Source organism: Alicyclobacillus suci (assembly GCF_017329615.1).
GTDB classification, from domain to species: Bacteria; Bacillota; Bacilli; order Alicyclobacillales; family Alicyclobacillaceae; genus Alicyclobacillus; species Alicyclobacillus suci.
This window is the reverse complement of record NZ_JAFMTW010000001.1, coordinates 12091-31156: the sequence shown is the minus strand read 5'-3', so window position 1 is coordinate 31156 and position 19066 is coordinate 12091. Positions and strand designations below refer to the sequence as shown.

At 48.8% G+C, this 19066-nt stretch carries 18 protein-coding genes, 10 tRNA genes and 1 riboswitch; of the genes, 23 read left to right on the top strand and 5 right to left on the bottom strand.

Features of this window, described 5'->3' with window-relative positions; all coding sequences use genetic code 11:
• The first annotated feature begins 6 nt into the window (after positions 1 to 6).
• The 5 genes from J3482_RS00275 (at position 7) to J3482_RS00255 (ending at position 7056) form a co-directional block, all read left to right on the top strand.
• Complete coding sequence (locus tag J3482_RS00275; RefSeq protein WP_236017718.1) at positions 7 to 1464, top strand: MFS transporter; 1458 nt, start codon at positions 7 to 9, stop codon at positions 1462 to 1464.
• A gap of 105 nt (positions 1465 to 1569) precedes the next feature.
• Complete coding sequence (locus tag J3482_RS00270; protein WP_206921885.1) at positions 1570 to 3300, top strand: thiamine pyrophosphate-requiring protein; 1731 nt, start codon at positions 1570 to 1572, stop codon at positions 3298 to 3300.
• A 46-nt stretch (positions 3301 to 3346) separates the two neighbouring features.
• Positions 3347 to 4822, top strand: coding sequence for an aldehyde dehydrogenase family protein (locus J3482_RS00265; protein WP_146821932.1), 1476 nt, complete (start codon positions 3347 to 3349; stop codon positions 4820 to 4822).
• Between the two features lie 343 nt (positions 4823 to 5165).
• On the top strand, positions 5166 to 6485 hold the full coding sequence (locus J3482_RS00260; protein WP_206921884.1) for an aromatic ring-hydroxylating oxygenase subunit alpha: 1320 nt from the start codon (positions 5166 to 5168) through the stop codon (positions 6483 to 6485).
• A gap of 43 nt (positions 6486 to 6528) precedes the next feature.
• Entirely contained in the window at positions 6529 to 7056 is a 528-nt protein-coding gene (locus J3482_RS00255; protein ID WP_188332143.1) for a 3-phenylpropionate/cinnamic acid dioxygenase subunit beta, read from the top strand.
• Between the two features lie 49 nt (positions 7057 to 7105).
• On the opposite strand, the gene J3482_RS00250 is transcribed toward J3482_RS00255, so the two are convergent.
• Entirely contained in the window at positions 7106 to 7336 is a 231-nt protein-coding gene (locus tag J3482_RS00250) for a hypothetical protein (RefSeq protein WP_146821935.1), read from the bottom strand.
• Between the two features lie 234 nt (positions 7337 to 7570).
• On the opposite strand from J3482_RS00250, the gene J3482_RS00245 reads away from it, so the two are divergent.
• Positions 7571 to 8779 carry an MFS transporter gene (locus tag J3482_RS00245; protein WP_146821936.1) on the top strand — a complete coding sequence of 403 codons (1209 nt, stop codon included), beginning with the start codon at positions 7571 to 7573 and terminating at the stop codon, positions 8777 to 8779.
• Between the two features lie 242 nt (positions 8780 to 9021).
• On the opposite strand, the gene J3482_RS00240 is transcribed toward J3482_RS00245, so the two are convergent.
• A complete protein-coding gene (locus J3482_RS00240; protein WP_146821937.1) occupies positions 9022 to 9327 on the bottom strand; it encodes a hypothetical protein in 306 nt (101 codons plus the stop codon).
• Positions 9328 to 9560: 233 nt separating this feature from the next.
• Between J3482_RS00240 and J3482_RS00235 the strand changes: the two genes are divergently transcribed.
• Positions 9561 to 9815 (top strand): aspartyl-phosphate phosphatase Spo0E family protein, encoded by a 255-nt coding sequence (locus J3482_RS00235; RefSeq protein WP_146821951.1) that lies wholly within the window; start codon positions 9561 to 9563, stop codon positions 9813 to 9815.
• An 80-nt stretch (positions 9816 to 9895) separates the two neighbouring features.
• Positions 9896 to 10663 (top strand): metallophosphoesterase, encoded by a 768-nt coding sequence (locus J3482_RS00230; protein ID WP_146821938.1) that lies wholly within the window; start codon positions 9896 to 9898, stop codon positions 10661 to 10663.
• Positions 10664 to 10743: 80 nt separating this feature from the next.
• Here J3482_RS00230 and J3482_RS00225 read toward each other — a convergent pair whose 3' ends face one another.
• Positions 10744 to 10962: a helix-turn-helix domain-containing protein gene (locus tag J3482_RS00225; RefSeq protein WP_146821939.1), complete on the bottom strand. Its 219-nt coding sequence runs from the start codon at positions 10960 to 10962 to the stop codon at positions 10744 to 10746.
• Between the two features lie 222 nt (positions 10963 to 11184).
• On the opposite strand from J3482_RS00225, the gene J3482_RS00220 reads away from it, so the two are divergent.
• The 4 genes from J3482_RS00220 to J3482_RS00205 all read left to right on the top strand — a co-directional run bounded on the left by J3482_RS00220 (position 11185) and on the right by J3482_RS00205 (position 14904).
• Positions 11185 to 11574 (top strand): RidA family protein, encoded by a 390-nt coding sequence (locus tag J3482_RS00220; protein WP_146821940.1) that lies wholly within the window; start codon positions 11185 to 11187, stop codon positions 11572 to 11574.
• A gap of 100 nt (positions 11575 to 11674) precedes the next feature.
• Positions 11675 to 12934: a tyrosine--tRNA ligase gene (gene tyrS / locus J3482_RS00215; protein WP_146821941.1), complete on the top strand. Its 1260-nt coding sequence runs from the start codon at positions 11675 to 11677 to the stop codon at positions 12932 to 12934.
• Between the two features lie 417 nt (positions 12935 to 13351).
• Positions 13352 to 13552, top strand: coding sequence for a DUF896 domain-containing protein (locus J3482_RS00210; RefSeq protein ID WP_146821942.1), 201 nt, complete (start codon positions 13352 to 13354; stop codon positions 13550 to 13552).
• Between the two features lie 89 nt (positions 13553 to 13641).
• Positions 13642 to 14904, top strand: coding sequence for an MDR family MFS transporter (locus J3482_RS00205; protein ID WP_188332144.1), 1263 nt, complete (start codon positions 13642 to 13644; stop codon positions 14902 to 14904).
• A gap of 383 nt (positions 14905 to 15287) precedes the next feature.
• Here J3482_RS00205 and J3482_RS00200 read toward each other — a convergent pair whose 3' ends face one another.
• Complete coding sequence (locus tag J3482_RS00200) at positions 15288 to 15815, bottom strand: C40 family peptidase (protein WP_223204035.1); 528 nt, start codon at positions 15813 to 15815, stop codon at positions 15288 to 15290.
• Positions 15816 to 15947: riboswitch (cyclic di-AMP (ydaO/yuaA leader) on the bottom strand.
• A gap of 130 nt (positions 15948 to 16077) precedes the next feature.
• Complete coding sequence (locus tag J3482_RS00195; protein ID WP_206921882.1) at positions 16078 to 17100, bottom strand: YjgB family protein; 1023 nt, start codon at positions 17098 to 17100, stop codon at positions 16078 to 16080.
• A gap of 218 nt (positions 17101 to 17318) precedes the next feature.
• Here J3482_RS00195 and J3482_RS00190 point away from each other — a divergent pair.
• From J3482_RS00190 to J3482_RS00140, 11 genes are all read left to right on the top strand, one after another.
• Positions 17319 to 17392, top strand: a tRNA-Ile gene (locus tag J3482_RS00190).
• Positions 17393 to 17466: 74 nt separating this feature from the next.
• Positions 17467 to 17543, top strand: a tRNA-Arg gene (locus tag J3482_RS00185).
• Between the two features lie 3 nt (positions 17544 to 17546).
• Positions 17547 to 17626 (top strand) — tRNA-Leu (locus J3482_RS00180).
• 7 nt (positions 17627 to 17633) lie between these two features.
• Positions 17634 to 17709, top strand: a tRNA-Ala gene (locus tag J3482_RS00175).
• Positions 17710 to 17712: 3 nt separating this feature from the next.
• A tRNA-Asn gene (locus J3482_RS00170) sits at positions 17713 to 17787 on the top strand.
• Positions 17788 to 17791: 4 nt separating this feature from the next.
• Positions 17792 to 17866, top strand: a tRNA-Glu gene (locus tag J3482_RS00165).
• Between the two features lie 2 nt (positions 17867 to 17868).
• Positions 17869 to 17943 (top strand) — tRNA-Val (locus tag J3482_RS00160).
• 15 nt (positions 17944 to 17958) lie between these two features.
• Positions 17959 to 18034: transfer RNA gene (locus J3482_RS00155), tRNA-Met, on the top strand.
• Positions 18035 to 18037: 3 nt separating this feature from the next.
• A tRNA-Asp gene (locus tag J3482_RS00150) sits at positions 18038 to 18114 on the top strand.
• A 116-nt stretch (positions 18115 to 18230) separates the two neighbouring features.
• Positions 18231 to 18307 (top strand) — tRNA-Ile (locus J3482_RS00145).
• Between the two features lie 150 nt (positions 18308 to 18457).
• Positions 18458 to 19021 (top strand): anthranilate synthase component II, encoded by a 564-nt coding sequence (locus J3482_RS00140; RefSeq protein ID WP_146821953.1) that lies wholly within the window; start codon positions 18458 to 18460, stop codon positions 19019 to 19021.
• The last annotated feature ends 45 nt before the right edge of the window (positions 19022 to 19066 follow it).

The window sequence follows — 19066 nt, the reverse complement described above, 5'->3', positions numbered from 1 at the left end:
ATTTGGATGAGCTCGATAGCAATCTCTTCAAGAAACTATCGAAGCATGTGGACGCTGCTGTTTATGGGGTGGATGGTGAGTGCGGCAGATCGTTCTATTTCGGGACCTGTGGTCACATGGATGATTGAACACAAGGTAGCATTCTTGCTCGCATCGGCTCATCCATACGCGTTAGGGGGGTTGATTGGGAGTGTTTTGTTTACTGGCTATATGCTGATGCAATTTCCCGGCGGGTATTTGGGAGATAAGTTCGGGCACCGCCAGATTATTGCTATTGGTTTATTACTCGGTGGTTTAGGAACGCTTGTGAGCGGCTTGCTGGCTACGCTCATCGGATTTGTTGCGGTGCGTGTGATTACCGGCATTGGGGATGGAATGTTTTTTGCAAATGACCGTACTTTGGTCGCAGAGGTGACGCCCTTTGCAAAACGCGGGTTAGGTATGGGGGTGGTGATTACTGGATTTTCAATTGGTGCCACTTTGGAGACGCTGTTTGCTCCTTCTATGATTAATTGGGGGTCAGCGGTGTTTGGGGCAAACGAGGGATGGCGAATGCCTTTCTATTTGATAGGTGGACTTACGCTTATCCTAGGTGGTTGTATGGTTTTGTATTTTCGACGCACGCATACGTTACACACCAGCAAGTTTTCATATGCCGCAGCAACGTTTGGAGTAGGCAAATATGGTGTCGTGTTTTTCATTATTATTCTGGCCATATTCATGATTGCGGATAGAATCGGAATCTCAAGTTGGGGAACAGCAGTCATTGAATTGGTTTTTGCTTTAGCGCTCATTGGATTTACATTTCTAAACAAGGGGAAAGGTTTATCTTCTGTATTAAAGAACAAAGATCTCATGTTACTGAATATTGCCTCAATTGCTGTGTTGTGGAATTTGTGGTTCTTTACTTTCTGGTCGGTGTCGATTGTGTCCGATGGCGCACACAGTTCGTTTTTGCAGGCCGCTTTGACAGCGGCGTTCAATGGTGTCGGTGGTATCCTAGGGTATCCAGTCGGAGGATGGCTATCTGACTATGCTATTCGTAAGGGATGGAGTCGGAAGCCGTTTTTGGTTTCTTTTACGTTCATTCAAGGAGTTTTGACATTGGTTTTCGCAATCTATTTATACCAAGGCGGAAACTCGCTACTCGTTATGGGTGTACTTTTGTTTATCACGAGTCTTTTCTTTAACTTCATGCAACCAATTCAGCATGCTATGGTATCTGATTTTTCATCTTCAGTGCAACGGGGTTCAGCCTTCGGCATGCTTAATCTGTTCGGTGAAATGGGTGCGGTCATCTCTCCTGCATTAGGTGGAACCCTCCGTGATGCTACGGGCAGTTGGAATTCTGCTGTGTTGCTCGACGCAATCGTGGTTTTGGTCAGTGTGATATTGATGCTGTTTGTCAATCAAAGGAGGGCTATGTCTAAACTTTCTAACGGCGAAGCAGCAACGGTGTCCTAGTGTCTGTGTTTATTCGATGCGTGTTGTGCCGCCGAATCATTGTCTTCCGTTTAATTCAGCTGACAGTGTAAAGTGACCGATAAGGTGCGTCAGGAGGAATCGCTCATGCAGAAATATACAACGAGTACTGCATTTTTGGAAGCGCTGTCAGAGGCGGGGGTATCATATATCTTTGCCAATCTTGGTAGTGATCACCCTGCGCTGATTGAGAGTCTGGCGGAATTTGAGAAATTAGGGAAAACGCATCCAAGCGTCATCACGTGCCCGCATGAAATGGTCGCCCTGAGTGCGGCGCACGGATATGCACAAGTGACGGGGCAGCCGCAGGCGGTGATTGTGCATGTGGAATGTGGTACGCAAAACCTCGGTGGTGCGATTCATAATGCAGCCAAGGGCAGAGTGCCCGTGTTGATATTTGCAGGCGCCTCTCCGTATACGGAAGAAAATGAGCTAATAGGAAGTCGTAATGAATATATTCATTGGGTTCAGGACGTATTTGATCAACGAGGAATCGTAAGAGGCTATACGAAGTATGACAACGAGATTCGAACGGGCACCAATGTCAAGCAATTGGTACACCGTGCGTTGCAGATTGCAAAGAGTGATCCCAAGGGACCCGTTTATTTAATGGGGCCTCGTGAGGCAATGGAGCAAGAGGTATCCCCGGTGGAGATAAACACCACTTTGTGGGGGCCGGTTGCACCAGCTGGATTACCTCCTGCAGGGGTCAGGGACATTGTTCATGATTTACTTTGTGCGAAGAAACCTTTAATTGTGACGTCTTATGTTGGGCGCTCTGTAGAAGCAGTTGATGAGCTGGTTCGCTTATGTGATAGTCTGGCCATTCCGGTGATTGAGTCCGTCCCTAATTTCATGAATTTTCCATCTGACAATCCAATGCATTGTGGTTATCAGTGGAACGGGGATAGGCATGAATTGTTGTCAAACGCTGATTTCGTGCTGGTCATAGATAGTGATATTCCCTGGATACCCACGACGAATAAGCCGGACAACGACTGTGTTGTCTATTATATCGATGTTGATCCGCTGAAGAATCAGATGCCTCTTTGGTATATTCCCGCAAAGCAATTTTTCGCGGCGGACGCGACAATCGCCTTACAGCAGTTGAACGAATGTGTTCATTCCATCGCAAATCTGGACAATGGATTTATTCGTACGAGGCGTCAACGCGTGACGGACTTTCACAATCGACAAAGAACAGAGTGGCAAATAGGCGAGACTCCTCGTGACGATGTCATTACGCCGGAATATTTAACGTCGTGTGTCCGGGAACTTGTGGACGACGACACGATTGTGTTGTCGGAGGGGATTACGAATTTTTCAACCATATGCAAACATCTTCGCGCGAATCGAGCAGGTATGTTGCAGAGCAGTGGAGGCGGGTCGCTGGGGTGGAATGGGGGTGCAGCTGTCGGCATAAAGCTAGCATTGCCTCAAAAAACGGTTATCAATTTGGTAGGTGACGGAACTTATATGTTCAGTGTGCCGTCGTCGGTTCACTGGGTGGCAAATAAATATCACACCCCATTCCTTACAGTAATTTATAACAACGGTGGATGGAAAGCACCGAAGATGTCTACACTCGCGGTACACCCGAAAGGCGCTGCGGCACAAACCAACCTGTTTTATACCGACTTTGATCCACAGCCGGATATGGCGAAGATTGCCGAAGCGGCAGGGGGCGCTTTTGCCCGAAAGGTGAAGGAGCCGGGTGCATTGCTAGATGTGTTGCAGGAAGCACTGGCTGTGGTTCAGGGTGGTCGTTCTGCCGTAGTAGACGTTCAACTCCCACATCATTCGTCAACTCTATTGTGATAGCGCATTCATTATCATAAATCATGTTTGAGAAAGAAGGATGAACATGGCTGAACCTATTACTGTACATGCCATCATCAATGGAGAAAAGGTCAAAACGGAGAAGACTTATGCGAGAGAAAACCCGTCGAATCCTAGTGAAGTCGTGGGATATGGCCCTGTGAATACTCGGGAGGATGCAATCCGGGCCATTGAGGCAGCGTCCGAGGCGTTTATCCCTTGGGCGCGTACTTCCATTGATGAGCGGATTGAACGCGTGCAGCGAGCCATTGACAGGTTGCAGGACTCCGCGGATACATTGGTGCAACTACTCTCCCGCGAGCATGGCAAACCGCTGTATGACGCGGGTGGTGAGATGTTCGTGACGACGCTATGGATGAATCACGCGTGCTCTATTGCAAAGGAAGTGTTACAAGATAAGGTTGAAATTCACGAGGCAGGCAAAACGATCATTACCCGTGATCCGGTTGGGGTGGTTTCGGCCATTTTCCCGTGGAACTATCCGCTTGCCTTGTCCACGATTAAAATTGCGCCGGCACTGTTGGCGGGCAACACCATTGTTTTAAAGCCGAGTCCCTACGCACCGCTCGCAGTCAGTAAAGCTATTGAAATGATGGCTGAGGAATTCCCGCCAGGTGTTATCAATTTGGTTCATGGGGACTCTGATGTGGGGGTTGAACTGACTTCCCACCCGCTCGTTGCAAAAGTTGCCTTTACGGGTGGTACGGAAACAGGAAGGCAGATTATGAAGACAGCTGCAGGCACGCTCAAAAATGTGACGTTGGAGCTAGGTGGCAACGATGCGGCAGTGATTCTTCCGGACTTTGATGTTCAAGATGCACGCGCAATGCGCCGTTTGGTCATTTCCAATTTCCTGACGGCGGGACAAATATGCATGATAGCAAAGCGGGTTTATGTCCATCGTTCCATATATGACCGATTTGTCGAGGCATATATCACAGCGGCCAATCAGTGGATACGCGTGGGGGACCCGTTTCATCCGAATGTAACGATTGGACCGGTTAACAATAAACGCCAATTGGAGTATGTGAAAAGTCTCGTCCATGATGCAGAGCAGCACGGTGCAAAAGTCGTTCCGCTAGGCAGTATCGTCGATGTGGATGCATTTCATCAAGGATATTTTATGCAACCTTGCCTTGTGTTGAACGTGGATTACGATGCACCGATTGTCGTGGAGGAACAGTTTGGGCCGACGGTTCCTGTGTTGCCTTACGACGATGAAGAGCAGGTGATTTCACTGGTGAACAATAGCATTTATGGACTAACGAGCTCCGTTTGGGGAGAAGAAGCGCATGCGCTGCGCGTCGCGCGTCGCATCCAGGCAGGTACGACAATGATTAATACTGCGGCTATCCAAGGACTTGATATTCGCTTCCCGTTTGGTGGCGTAAAACAATCGGGGATTGGCCGTGAGTATGGCGTAGAAGGGTTAAGTGCTTATACGGAACTGCATGTGATTAACATTCCTACTGTAGGCGAGCTTCCGAATATCCCTGAGTGACAGCATCTTGCTGGGGAGCGGGTGAGCTAAACCAACCGAACTGAAATATGACGAACCAAAAGGCGTGTCGTCATGGATAAATCGCTATGCGAGTGGTCAAGTGGGTGTATCAGGCACAGCCCCTGACCAGTGTATGGCGATTTTTTTTGTCGTGCTTCTTTGGGTGGTCCACAGACAGCTCATTGCGCCCAGGGGAGATGAAAATATTCCGTATTATGCAGCGCGAAATGATGAGGAATTTGAGAAACTTTGTGCATGGTTGTGCTGTTGTGGCTGGTGAAGCGCGCAAGATACAATTTAGCCACAAAGAATTGTAAGCGCTATCATAGGAGGTCATAACACGATGATTGACAATCAGACGTTGCAGCGCATTCAAGAGAAGTTGGACGAAGGAAAATTGCCTCAATGGGTGAAGTACGATGCAGATATTTTTCAAATGGAGATAGACAAAATATTCGGAACGACATGGAACTATCTAGGGCATGTTTCGGAGCTACACGAGCCAGGAAGTTACGTGACTCGCTGGATTGCCAACGACCCGATTCTGTTGACGAAGAATAAAGACGGTGAGATTCAGGCGTTTTTGAATTCGTGTACGCATCGAGGTGCAAAACTCTGTACAACGGACTATGGAAATAGCAAGGCGTTCACGTGCCCATATCATGGATGGACTTATGACTCTGATGGACAGTTAATCGGCGTAACCGCAGGGAACAAAGTTTATGGAAAAGAGATGGTTCGCGATGAATGGGCCTTGCGGCCAGTACCTAGACTCGAGATTTATGCAGGTCTTATTTTTGGCAACTTGGACGTCAACGCGATGCCTTTGGAATCATATCTAGGCAATTTGAAATGGTATCTCGATATTTTGGTAAATCGCACAGAGGGTGGGCTAGAGGTGCTTGGCGTTCCACAGCGTTGGGTTGTCCAAACTAATTGGAAAGTTACCGCAGAGAACTTTTGCGCGGATTCTTACCATGCTTTGACGGCGCATCGTTCAACCGTGGAAATGGGAATCAGTCCGGATTTTGTATCGCAAGCTGGTTTTGGTTATCAAATTAAGCTGCACCATGGGCATGGACTCAATCTAGTCCTCAATCCGCCTGGGATGGATAGTTTTAAATATCAAGGACTGCCGAATCAGTTATGGCCATTGTTTCAACACAAGTTAAGCGCTGATCAGTTGAGTATTCTGGAGCATCTCCAAGTTCATGTTGGGAATTGTTTTCCGAATTTGTCGTGGGTGAGTATTCCGCAGAGTGTTGGTCATGAATTTGTGACTACATTTGTCAATTTGCGAGTTTGGCGGCCCATTGCGCCGGATAAAATTGAAATTTGTTCTTGGGTCCTGATTGATAAAGAAGCACCAGAGGCGTACAAACACCAGGCGAACCGCGCATATATCATTTCTTTTGGTCCGTCTGGAACATTGGAGGAAGATGACTGCGAGATTTGGACGAGAATTACTGAATGCAGTAAAGCGTCTATGGCACGCGACAAAGACCTCCGATACGACAATGTCCTCAATTATCTCATGGGTTTTGATAGGGTGCAGCCGGATGAAAACTTTCCGGGTCCCGGCGTTGCCTATCCTACATGGTTGTTAGACACGTCCATCCGGAACTTCTGGGAGGAGTGGCTCCGATTGTTGCGGGCGAATTGACCCGTGTATTGATTCGGAGTCATTTAGAATAGGAGGAGTTATGATGGGAGTGCGAAGAACACCTAGGGTCGATTGGGCGTTACTCAATGAGGTTACACATTTTCTCTATTATGAGTCGTCTTTGTTGGACAGGAGACAGTACGAGGAGTGGCTCGCATTGTTGACCGACGATGTGATGTATCGGGTTCCTCAACGCACGACGCGTGAGCGGAAGAAGCGCAACGATACAATCATTGATGAGACGGCATTTTTTGAGGAAGATATATATTCAATCCGGCTGCGAATCGCGCGTCGGGCTATGAAATCCGCTTGGGTGGAAGACCCCCCAGCCCGAAATCGGCACTTTATTTCGAATATTATGGTTGAAGAAGTGGCGCCAGGCGCACAGGAAGTAGATGTGCGGAGTAATTTCCTCATATTGCGCAACCGAGGACAAGCGCACGATGACTACAGAGTATTTGGTGAGCGCCTGGATAAATTGCGGCGAGTAGATGATGAATGGAAGATTTGCGCTCGTGTCATCTACCCGGACCAAGCTGTGCTGAGTATAATGAATCTCGATTTTATGTGATAGACGTGGGAGGGGAGGCACCGCGAGAACATCTGCGGTGCCTTGCCACTTACCCTACGCGGACGGATCGGACAATGACCGTTTGACCGACTGCAAGGTTGATTATGCGTGTGCGTGTCACGCGGCGCTTGCCACTTTTGACGAAAACGGTGTTGTTGAAGCCACGGTTGATAATCAGTGCTTCACCTACAGGTAGCCGAACCGTGATGGTGTTCATTGTGGCGTGCCCACGGGTAAAATTGCGGCTTTGTCCGGCGAGTAGTTGTACGGCAGTTACCATCTGTAATCCCCCTTTCGCAAGCATTAAATGCTTTTTTTGTGAAGCTTGTCTCCGCAAATAGCCGGCGGGGGGATTTTTTGGAGTGGTTCAGGGCAGTCGCATGTATGCGGCTGTCTATTTTGTATGCATGGATACATTGGATGAGCCTTCCTGGGCGCGCGGACTGCTACATGGTTGAATTTGTAGTATGGTGGTATGTGTTGCGTGTGATGTTTGGGTGGGAGGTCGTCTACGTTGATCCTTTGGCCGATGGTCATTGTTCAATTTTTTATGAGCGCGGCACTCACAGTGATGTCGCCGTTTTTACCGTTATACCTCGTGCAAATTGGCGTGCATCCGCTATCCCAAGTGGACATGTGGTCTGGCGTGCTGACGTCGGTCAATTTTCTCATGGCTGCGTTGATGTCACCCGTTTGGGGCGGTCTGTCTGATCGCGTAGGACGTAAGGCGATGGTTCTACGGTCGAGCGTGGCAATTTGTGTTTTTACTGCTTTGATGGGCTTCTCACACAACGTCTGGGAATTGTTGGCTCTTCGTGTGCTGATGGGGATGTTTAGCGGGTTTTCGGCGTCCGCTATCGCGCTGGTGGCGACTCAGATAAACGAGGAAAAACTTGGTTTCGCACTGGGGTGGTTGAGTTCGGGACAACTTATCGGTGGTCTAGTCGGCCCGCTTCTTGGTGGCTTGATGGCAGATTGGCTGGGCAATTATCGGTTTGTGTTTTTCTGGACATCCGGTATCTCGTTGTTAGCGGTGTTGATTACGTTGGTGGTCGTACGCGAACGAAGTATTCGAGGCGCAGGTGACGGTGGGCATGCGAGAAAAAGACAGCCGATTTGGCGACAGTTGATGACGCTTCGCGAGATTCATGGTTTGTTTCCAATGTTTATGGTTTTATTGCTGGCGCAGTTTGCGGCTCGCGCTGTGCAACCGGTAGTTACGTTGTATGTTAAGGATATTGCAGGTAACGTGCAGTATCTGTCGACGCTTGCTGGTTTCGCATTTTCTGTGACAGGCATTGGCGATCTCATCGCATCTCCATTTCTCGGCAAACGCAGTGATAAAATTGGTTATAAGCGCGTGTTGCTGATTTCAATTTTGGGTGCAATGATATTTACGATTCCGCAAGCATTTACGCATTCCATATGGGTATTTCTTGCGCTGCGCTTTGCTCTGGGCATGTTTATGGGAGGCATTTTGCCAACGGCCAATGCGCTGGTTGGTCGTTTGGCGCCTTCCGAAGATAGAGGGAAAGTTTATGGACTCACGAGTAGTTGTACGTTTTTGGGGAGTTTTGCGGGCCCTCTTGTCGGTGGTTTAGTGTCTGCGAGGTTTGGTATTTCAACGATGTTTTATATCACGGCTGCGCTTTTGCTTATTAATTGGATGTGGATTGCCAAGTTCGTGCGGGAACCGTCTGAGGAATTTGTTCAGCGCGGTTGATGTTGCGATGGTGGCCAAGAGACGTTGCGTTATAGTGTGCCAATTGGAACTTTGAAGCAAATCCACTGATGACCATCATGGACAGCACGTCGGTCAACAGTGTTTTTTTGTGTGCAGTAGCAGTATGGGAAACATTGGATGGGTTTGACCAGAGGAAAGGCACCTGGAGGTTTCACTGTGGTGTTAGGGGCAGCACCTGCGGGGACTGCCCCTGTAGCCACATGTGCGTGTTATACGTTACCTCAGGCGGTTTTTCTTAAACTCCGGGCGAGTTCAAACAGCGCACGAATGACGATACAGACAGCTGCGAGATAATAGAAAATAAGAACAATGATATGAGTCGGATCCACCTGTGTTAACAGGGAGATGATGATCAGCGGGAAGACGCCGGTTAAAACCGGGCGCGTGACTATGTCGCCGACCCCACTGAGCGATGCACCTTTCCACAAGTTAGACACGATGTTCACGACCACGGTAAGACCGAGAACAATGAGGACGATTTGAAACGTCAACAGCATTGCCGCGTGTGCACTCAGAACGGATAACACTTGTGTCACCTCCTTCAGCACATTTTGTCTTACAGTAAACCGTATGGCGGTGGAGATTGTGGTGTCACGACGAATGCCTAATACGTAAGGCTTGTCGTGCAGTGCCTATATTCGACTAAAAGATTGGAGAAAAACACGTTCTTCGACGTCATGGGACAGACTTCGACATGGTTCCTATGTTATTGTCGTCTAGCCTCATTTTTTAGTGGTAAGGGGATAACTTCGTGGTACAGATGACGACAAGAGAGATGATTGAAGCGTTGAGGGTTGAGATGATGATGATGGCAGAGGAGAGAGGGAGTTTATTACATCCAGACGTCATTAGAATCAGTCAAAAGTTGGATGTCCTGATTGGACAAGTGCAACAAGCTCATTTTCAGGCCTATCGTGCGAAACTGATGCGTAATAAGTGGCTCATTCGTCCGTTGTGGGCTTCGTTTTACCGCTATAAATCCCGAGCGGCGAGACTCTCTCGTTACTACTTTTAAGGGCCGCAGGATTTGGAGAAACATGCGTGCGTTACGATGGTGTACAATGTGGATCAACGCTATAGTAGGGTGTTGATCAAGTGGATTGGATTTTACTTTTCGTTTGCTTGGCTGCGGTTTTGTTTTACCTCACCTTTGTTTTGCCAACCCAGTGGTTGAAAATTGAACGTATTCGCTTGCCGCTTCATGCGGGTTTAAAGATCATTCAAATTAGTGACCTTCACGTGGAGCGCAATCGAATTCGCCCGGAGAAAATTCGCCGCGTTATCGAAGCAGAGCGTCCGGATTTCTTGTGTTTGACAGGCGACTTTTTGGATAAGCCGACGTCGTTTATGTTGTTGACTCCATTTTTGAAAATGATCCAATCGACCAGTGTGCCGGCATATGCTGTGCTTGGCAACCACGATTACAAGCTGGAGCGCCCGGAGGAATTGATTCGTTTGCTAGAGGCGTTTGGCATCCGGGTCCTTGTGAATGAGGCTGCGGAGCTTCAAGAGGTTTATCTAGTGGGTGTGGATGATTTCGATTCGCAACATAGTGACGTTGACGCATCGTTCCAGTTTGTCACGCCGCGTAAACCGGTGATTGTGATGACCCATGATCCGACCATCACGTTGTTTATGGAAAGGCGCTATGACTATCTGTTTGCCGGTCATTTACATGGCAAACAGTTCAATTTGCCGTTCTTTTTCAAAGTGAAGGATATGGGGCCACTGGCGAGATCGGGTGTTTATAAGGGACTACACACCATGCCACACGGTATGTTGTACATCTCGAAAGGGGTGGGGCAGTCGGGTTATAATTTCCGTTTCCTTGTTCGCAGCGAAATTACAGTGCATGAATTGTAATGTCGATAAATTTCACCCCATGTAGGACGTAATCGCTCATAAACGATTGAATAGGACAGGTATCGCCAGGGAAGACCCTTTCATTTGGCGAATCTGCGCGGCACTTGTGGCAATACCCCAATAGATTGGCCATTGTTTTGTCCTTGAAGCCATACCGACAAGTCGTATTTGGATATGAGGATGCGCTGGTCAAGCCGATTGGCTGGCAGACAGTTTTGGCGCACGAGTTCGTAAACTGTTACGACGGGAAGGCGCAAGATCTTGGCGACTTCGTGAACGGATAGCATGTTTGTGTACATTTACAGCCCTCCTGTCGACTTGAATCGATTGCATCGTTGCCCTTGGATATATCTACTAGCATGCCCGGAAATAAGTAGTTCAAACACAGCGCCAACGTTTGTGCAGATACCGACAATTCAAGTTTGACTGGCGGGCACCCTCCGTGCGTTTTTTGAGTATGCTTTCAAAGCCGCAGCAGTTTCGCGTGCATTTTGCATACTTTCGGTTAGGGGGGTACTGTCATGGGACAAAGGATTTATGTGTCGTCTGAAGGACCCTGGGAACAGGTGATTGGTTATCATCGCGCAATTCGTGTGGGAAACCGTGTCGTCGTCGCTGGTACAACCGCAACCAAAGGCGAAGAGATGATTGGCGTTGGCGATATGTACACACAGGCTACGTACGTGTTGAAAATTATTCGAAAGGCACTCATGAGCGTAGGGGCCAACATGTCTGATGTTATCATCGTACGAATTTACGTGACGGACATGTCGCGGTGGCCGGATGTAGCGCAAGCCCATCGCGAAGCGTTTGTGAATACGCGTCCCGTCACGACAATTGTTGAAGTGGGGGCGTTGATTGATCCTCGGTTACTGGTAGAAATTGAAGTAGAGGCAGTCGTGGCTGACTAGGTGTCCCAGGTCATCAGACAAGTTCACATTTTGAGGCTTACAGTCCACGAAGATGTGCGATAATATTGCTAGCGAGTGTTGGAGAGAGGAGTAGTCCGTTTTGAACATCATAGAGGACTTAGAATTCCGCGGCCTGATTTATCAGGTGACGGATAGAGACGAATTAGAAAAACGATTGCATGAACAGTCCGTTCGGCTCTACGTCGGGTTTGATCCGACGGCCGACAGTTTACATATCGGCAGTTTGTTACCTATTTTGACGTTACGGCGGTTTCAATTGGCTGGCCATAAACCCATTGCACTGGTGGGCGGGGCGACTGGTTTAATTGGAGATCCGAGTGGTCGAAAACAAGAGCGTACGTTGAACGGGCCAGAAACCGTAAAGAATTGGACGAAAAAGATTCAGGCGCAGTTGTCGCGTTTTATCGACTTTGAGGCCGGGGACAACGCGGGGATGGTCGTAAACAATTATGACTGGACAAGCGAGATGGGCGTCATTGAGTTCTTGCGGGATATTGGAAAAAATTTTAATGTCAATACAATGCTCAACCGTGAATCAGTTGCATCACGGCTTGAGAATGGGATATCGTTTACGGAGTTTAGCTATATGTTGCTACAGTCCAACGACTTTTTAGAGCTGTTCCGGCGCTACGAGTGTGTGCTGCAAATTGGTGGGTCAGACCAGTGGGGGAATATTGTTGGCGGAATTGATTTGATTCGCCGCGTCACAGGTGAGCCAGCATATGGACTCACGATGCCCCTGATTACAAAAGCGGATGGAACGAAGTTTGGCAAGACTGCGTCAGGTGCGGTGTGGCTGGATGCCGAAAAGACATCCGTGTATCAGTTCTACCAGTTCTGGTTGAATACACAGGACGAAGATGTCATTCGCTTCTTAAAGTACTTCACGTTCCTTTCGCGCGAGGAGATTGAAGCACTGGAGCAGGAGGTCGCCAATCATCCTGGGGCGAGGTTGGCACAGAAGACGTTGGCGGAAGAAGTGACCACGTTGGTTCATGGTAAAGCGGAAACCGAACGGGCCATTCATATGTCCAATGTACTTTTTTCGGGGGATATTAAGAGTCTGACCGTGGACGAATTGCAGCAAGTATTTGAAGGTGTACCTTCGATGACACTCCCCTCCAGTCACGAAAAGGACATTATTTCCCTCTTGATTGCGAGTGGGGCTTGTCCGTCGAAGCGCCAGGCGCGTGAAGATGTTACGAACGGGGCAATTAGCGTGAATGGCGATAAAATCACAGACGTTAATCGGGTATTTTCGCAGGATGAGATGTTTGGTGGTCAATTTTTGGTCATTCGCCGTGGTAAGAAGAAATATTTCTTGGTAAAATTTGAATAGTGCACAGCGATAGTTCTTGGAAACGTTAGCTGCATCAGGTACGGTTGGCGGTCTCCGGCGGACGATATTTACCGAGGCATTCGCGGTAAAGGGCGTCGGAGACCGCCCTCTTTGCGTGGTTGTCGTGAATAGGTCTAAATTTTTCCTGTTAACTTAAGAAATAACCCTGCCCATAGGCAGAGGCAAATGCCAAGGATCATGCCAATCAATCGATCTTTCACGAAGCTCACCTCTGCTGTGTGATGTCACCAGGATGCGGTTAATCATGTATACGCGGGGCGAGACTAAAATTTCGGGGTATCACCTAAAATTTCTTTGCTTTTGATGGTCATGTTCGCCGTTTGTGATATGTTTTCGCTTTGACTATGATGGAGGTCTGAATTCGCTTGTCAGATGATAAAGGGCGGGGATGATATCGTGTTATCGCAGGAAAAACTAACCCGGTTAAATCAGCTTGCGCACAAGGCAAAGAGTGGCACACTAACTGATGACGAGCTGTCTGAACGCGACATACTGCGCCGTGAGTATCTGGACAACTTCCGTGAGCAATTCCGCGGTCATCTCGAAAGAATCCATCTTGTGGACGGTGAAGATGAAACAAATACCAAACCACAGTAGAGATGGTCTAGGATAAGGGTTGTTTCGTGCGCGAATTGGGTGTAGCGTGGATGGGGATGCCACTTAAATCTTACAGAGAGAGCGCATATATGAATCGTTCATCATTTCAACTGAATTCGCGCGCGGTCGTCTGGTGGATGCTGACCGCTACAGGTGTGACACAGACGACGCAGTTTATGGTCATGCCGTTTATGGCGTTGTATATGTCTGTACACACGCATGCCACAGCGAGTGTAATTGGTCTTGCTGTGGGCAGTATTTCTCTTACCACAACATTGTTCAGTTTTTTTGGCGGCGCATTGGCAGACCGACTCGGCCGAAAATGGGTGATGGCAGTCGCGATGTTACTTAGCGCACTGGCGATGATGGAGTTTGCAAACGCACAGGCAATTTGGGCGTTTTTTGTTGTCAGTGTGTTGACAGGCTTGTCACGTGCTTTATTTGTGCCTGCATCACAGGCGATGTTGACGGATTTTACGGAGCCAGAGCGAAGAGCACACGTGTTTGGCATGAGTTACTGGATGAATAACATTGGCGCGGCAGTAGGGCCCATCATTGGTGGTGCTTTGGCGGACATAGCGCCGCGCCTGACGTTTTATATCGCTGCCGCTATCAGCCTCGCGTATTTGTTTGTGATTGTGTCAGTATTTCCAGAAACTAATCGGAAATCAGGCGGCGGATCGATAGAAGTGAAGTTGGGAACCGTCGTGGAGACGCTGCGGAAAGATAAGGCGCTTGTCGTGTTTATTGCGGCGGGTATTTTAACGAGTGTGGGTTACTCGCAATTCGATACGACATTGCCGCAGGTTTTACAGTCGCTATTTGGCTCAGAGGCTGCTTCACGGCAGTATTCGTATATTTTTGCCGCGACAGGACTGGAAGTTGTGATTCTTCAATTTATTGTCACACGGATGAGTGCTCGCTTTGGTACGGGGAAGGTTTTATTGGTCTCACAGGTGATTTATGCGTTGAGCTTTTTCGGTATTGGCGTATCTGGAAATTTTGTTCAATTTCTCGTTTGGTCGATTATTCTGACGGTTGGGGAGGTACTGGCGGCGCCACGTCTCGCTCAATACATCAGCACACTGGCTGATGAGAGAATGCGCGGTGCATATTTTGGTGCCAATTCTTTATCCAATTTAGGATACTTCCTCGGACCATTTATCGGGGGCCTTTTATTGCGCCACCTGGGCGCCATGTCGGTATTTTTCACCGTAGGGTGTTTGGCGCTATTGGCAGGCCCTTTTTATAACGCATCGCATCGGATATATGTGAACCATGCGCATTCTAAAGGCGGAAAAGTGACCACTCCAAGGGCTGACGCAGAAAAGCGGCGGGACAGTCGCATGTGATTGATGAACGTTTACCAGCCAGTGCCGAAGTAGTGAACCGTTTGTTCGCACCAGGCTCGCCAAATGCTCGCACATAACTTTGAAGTGTGTCGCACCAAGACGGTCATGGATTCACCTCGTTTCTCCATTGGCCAAACCCGAAGTAGTTCGGGTGAATGGGTGAATGAAGTTTCGCGGCTTGTCCCGTCGCCGGGTGTTTCATGACACAGTTTGTCTCGGATTGACTTGGTTTATGCGATTACATATGTATTTCTTGTAAAAACGGAGTGCGATTCGCTTGGCGAATAGGCACTCCGTTTTTTTGCACGATTCCATTGGAAATCCCCTGAATGGCTCGTTACGACGTTGCTATTGGTTTGTCGTGTATCCATCGGCATCCCAGATTAAAACATCTTGCGAACAGCGGAAACGTGTTTAGACCAATACGAACCGGGCTTGATGGAGATATAACCGACCTTGCCCAACCCGCCGCCTTCTTGCAGGACCTCATTGTTTCCAGCGTAGATGCCAACATGGTGCCCTTTATCAAAAATGACCAGATCACCCGGGCGGGCTGCGCTGCGCGCCTCGTGCCAACCTACACTTGTATATTGAGCACGTGAGGAGGTGGTCATCTTATAGCCTAGCGCGTGATGGTACACATATGAGGTGAAGTTGGAGCAGTCAAAACCGTACTGCCCACGGTCTTCATTGTGTCCCCAAATGTATGGCGTTCCCATCTTGCTTTTGGCCACATTTAACACGGCATTTTCCTTTTGCTGTGTCGTTGCAGTTGTTGCTGCCTCAGGGTGAATCTGCTTGTCCATTGTCACGCCTGGTGGGAGCGCCGTAGATGCGCTCGCAAGTGGTGTAAAGACTGCAAAAGAGCAAGCCACTGTGCCTGCCATGCCTGTTAACATACGCTTTAGCAAAGCGTTCCCCCCTATCGCCTCCGAGGTTAGTTGACGGATTCGGGCGGGAGTCGCCCTAGTGCGAAATGCACATTCACCCCTGTGTTGCTTATCCCCCGTACCTGACGAATCAGGATTCGGCGTTATTTGATTTGCATGGACAGGCTAACATGGCCGCTCTTTTATTGCATTGTATAAATACCAGCACTGTTGGTAGAGATGTCTTTCACAGGTTAAATTCCTCACGCATGCATAAAAAATTCATGTTGCGGGGTAGTGCACTTTATTTCAGCGTCAGTGTCGCGCTGTTACCAATCATCGCAGTGCCGTCATCGTTCTGGTAAATCACTCGGATGATACCAGATTCACCGACCAGGTTGGAATTATAGTGGAAATCTATCGTTGTTCCATCGCTATTCAGCGAGAACCCTGGGCTCTGACTTCCGCTGGTGGCTTGACTCAGGGTATTTACCACGGACGAACCTTTATTCGGAATGAACTCCAGTTCGACAAGACGATAATTTTTTGGCGGATTTGCAATCGAGAAAGTGACATGTTGTCCGGCTTTACTGTCAATGACAACACCAGGTGCTGGCTGTGTGGCAGCCATACTGTTGACGGTGCCCTGCGGCCAAAAAACGGAGATATGATCTACATGGTCACTGATTTGCCCATTTGTCTTGGAGAAGACCCACAACAGTTGGTAGTCGGGACCAGCAGGGTATAGGTAGATTTGTGAGTCAGAGGTCTCTCTGATGACACCGGGCTTACCAAGCACGTCCTCGATATCTGAGAGTGTGACGGCCTGTACGGTAGGGGAAAAAGAACGAACGTCAAATAGTTGATCTCCTTTATTGAGACCAAATGCAGCATCATGAGCAGGGTAGCTCGCATAAATGCCAGCGCCTGCCGCATTTTGTTGGGTGGGTTGTCCCCATGCTTTTACCACATCGTCGAGATTCGTTTGTAGTTTATAGGGTATACCATATGCAATTCCGGACACAGCGGAGTTCACAATGTTTCGGACGGTTTCTTGTGCCGTGTCAGTCGAGGTGGCCTGCGTGTTGGACGAGCTATCCACTGTAGACGTGGTATTTGGATTTGAAGATCCGGTTCCGCTCGACGTCGGATTCGATGTCTGTCCAGATGGTTCATTGGACGTTTGATTTGACGTATGATTAACCGCCGTGGACTGCCCACTGATTGTGTTGGATTGTGATGTTTTACTGGCACATCCCGTGACGAGTACTTCTGAGACGAGTGCAATGCCTAAAACAAAAGCCATCCAGTGAGGACTTTTACGCACAATGACATCTCCTATCTCGTGAATCAGGTTCACGATGTCTTGGAATTCCCGCGTTTGTGATCAAACGCGGGTGACATGTGTTTGATTTGATATGATGCGTTCATGAATGTGACGATGACCCCACGCACTATGTTACAAAAGTCGACTTTTTTCATGGCCTCAAAATAATGCTTGACTGAACGTAAGAGCTCATTGTATGATATCGCTCGTGACCTTGAGGGCCCATAGCTCAGCTGGCTAGAGCGCACGACTGATAATCGTGAGGTCGGAGGTTCGAGTCCTCCTGGGCCCATCAGTGTCCTGAAAAAGTTGTTGCAGTGCAGTAGAATAAATGATATAATGTTTTTCGTTGCTCAAGATATTTTTGTGCCCTTAGCTCAGCTGGATAGAGCGTTTGACTACGAATCAAAAGGTCGGGAGTTCGAATCTCTCAGGGCACGCCACATGCCGAAGTGGCGGAATTGGCAGACGCACACGACTCAAAATCGTGCGGGAAACCGTGCCGGTTCGAGTCCGGCCTTCGGCATTACTTTGGGGGTATAGCTCAGCTGGGAGAGCACCTGCCTTGCAAGCAGGGGGTCGTCGGTTCGAATCCGTCTACCTCCACCACATTCCTCGATAGCTCAGCGGTAGAGCATCCGACTGTTAATCGGAGGGTCGTAGGTTCGAATCCTACTCGGGGAGCCAATTTGGCCCCATGGTCAAGCGGTTAAGACACCGCCCTTTCACGGCGGTAACGCGGGTTCGAATCCCGCTGGGGTCACCAGTGGACGGTTAGCTCAGGGGGAGAGCACTCGCTTCACACGCGAGGGGTCGGCAGTTCGATCCTGCCACCGTCCACCATCTAAATCATTTTAGCGCGGGGTGGAGCAGTTGGCAGCTCGTCGGGCTCATAACCCGAAGGTCGCAGGTTCAAGTCCTGCCCCCGCAACCACGTGGAGCTGTGGTGTAGAGGCCTAACATGCCTGCCTGTCACGCAGGAGACCGCGGGTTCGAATCCCGTCAGCTCCGCCAATCTTGTTTATGTACACAGTGCACGAATTGTAAGATGTATAACAAGTGGCGATAATAAGTTTGTCTTTCTATTGTAGTGTTTCGTACATAACGAGAAAAAAGCCCCGCAGGTATGCGGGCCCATAGCTCAGCTGGCTAGAGCGCACGACTGATAATCGTGAGGTCGGAGGTTCGAGTCCTCCTGGGCCCACCATGAAGCTGGTGGGCTTTTTTTGTGTCCTTTTTCAAGTGTTATCTGTTGACTCCATGCGGGTTGTCATGTACCGTTATTTATGAGTTCAGTTGAGGCAGTTGAGATGAGTGTAGTGTCCATTACTTCGGGCACTCGAGAGGAGTTAGTGAAGTGTTATTAGTTATCGATAATTTCGATTCATTCACTTACAATTTAGTGCAATATTGTGCCGAATTGGGCTGTGAAGTTATGGTTCGAAGAAATGACACGCCTTTGCATGAACTTCAGCAATTGAACCCGTCTGCCGTCCTGGTCTCACCGGGTCCATGTTCCCCTCTGGAGGCGGGTATCTCTATTGAGGCAATTCAATATTTCTCTGGTCGCGTACCTGTACTCGGTGTTTGTCTTGGGCATCAGTCGTTAGCTGTCGCATTTGGCGGCCGGGTGACCCGGGCTAAGACGCCGATTCATGGTAAGACGTCGATGATTCATCACAACGGTGATGCGCTGTTTCACGATGTTCCATCCCCATTTCGCGCGACTCGATATCATTCTCTCATCGTGGATGCCTCCACGCTTCCTAACACCTTTACAGTGACTGCACATGTTGGAGATATCATCATGGCAATGCGGCACGAACCGACTGGTGCGCTAGGGGTTCAGTTCCATCCAGAGTCCATTCTCACAGATTGCGGAAAGCAAATGCTTGAGAATTTCTTGAGAATCGCGGCTTAACTAGAAAGTTATCGCGGCGTCGAAGGGATTTCGGGTGTTCTTGTC

Coding starts and splice junctions, on each gene's coding strand:
- J3482_RS00270 (WP_206921885.1), top strand. CDS start 1,570: ATGCAGAAATATACAACGAGTACTGCATTTTTGGAAGCGCTGTCAGAG.
- J3482_RS00265 (WP_146821932.1), top strand. CDS start 3,347: ATGGCTGAACCTATTACTGTACATGCCATCATCAATGGAGAAAAGGTC.
- J3482_RS00225 (WP_146821939.1), bottom strand. CDS start 10,962: ATGTACACAAACATGCTATCCGTTCACGAAGTCGCCAAGATCTTGCGC.
- J3482_RS00255 (WP_188332143.1), top strand. CDS start 6,529: ATGGGAGTGCGAAGAACACCTAGGGTCGATTGGGCGTTACTCAATGAG.
- J3482_RS00250 (WP_146821935.1), bottom strand. CDS start 7,336: ATGGTAACTGCCGTACAACTACTCGCCGGACAAAGCCGCAATTTTACC.
- J3482_RS00260 (WP_206921884.1), top strand. CDS start 5,166: ATGATTGACAATCAGACGTTGCAGCGCATTCAAGAGAAGTTGGACGAA.
- J3482_RS00275 (WP_236017718.1), top strand. CDS start 7: ATGAGCTCGATAGCAATCTCTTCAAGAAACTATCGAAGCATGTGGACG.
- J3482_RS00205 (WP_188332144.1), top strand. CDS start 13,642: ATGAATCGTTCATCATTTCAACTGAATTCGCGCGCGGTCGTCTGGTGG.
- J3482_RS00220 (WP_146821940.1), top strand. CDS start 11,185: ATGGGACAAAGGATTTATGTGTCGTCTGAAGGACCCTGGGAACAGGTG.
- J3482_RS00235 (WP_146821951.1), top strand. CDS start 9,561: ATGACGACAAGAGAGATGATTGAAGCGTTGAGGGTTGAGATGATGATG.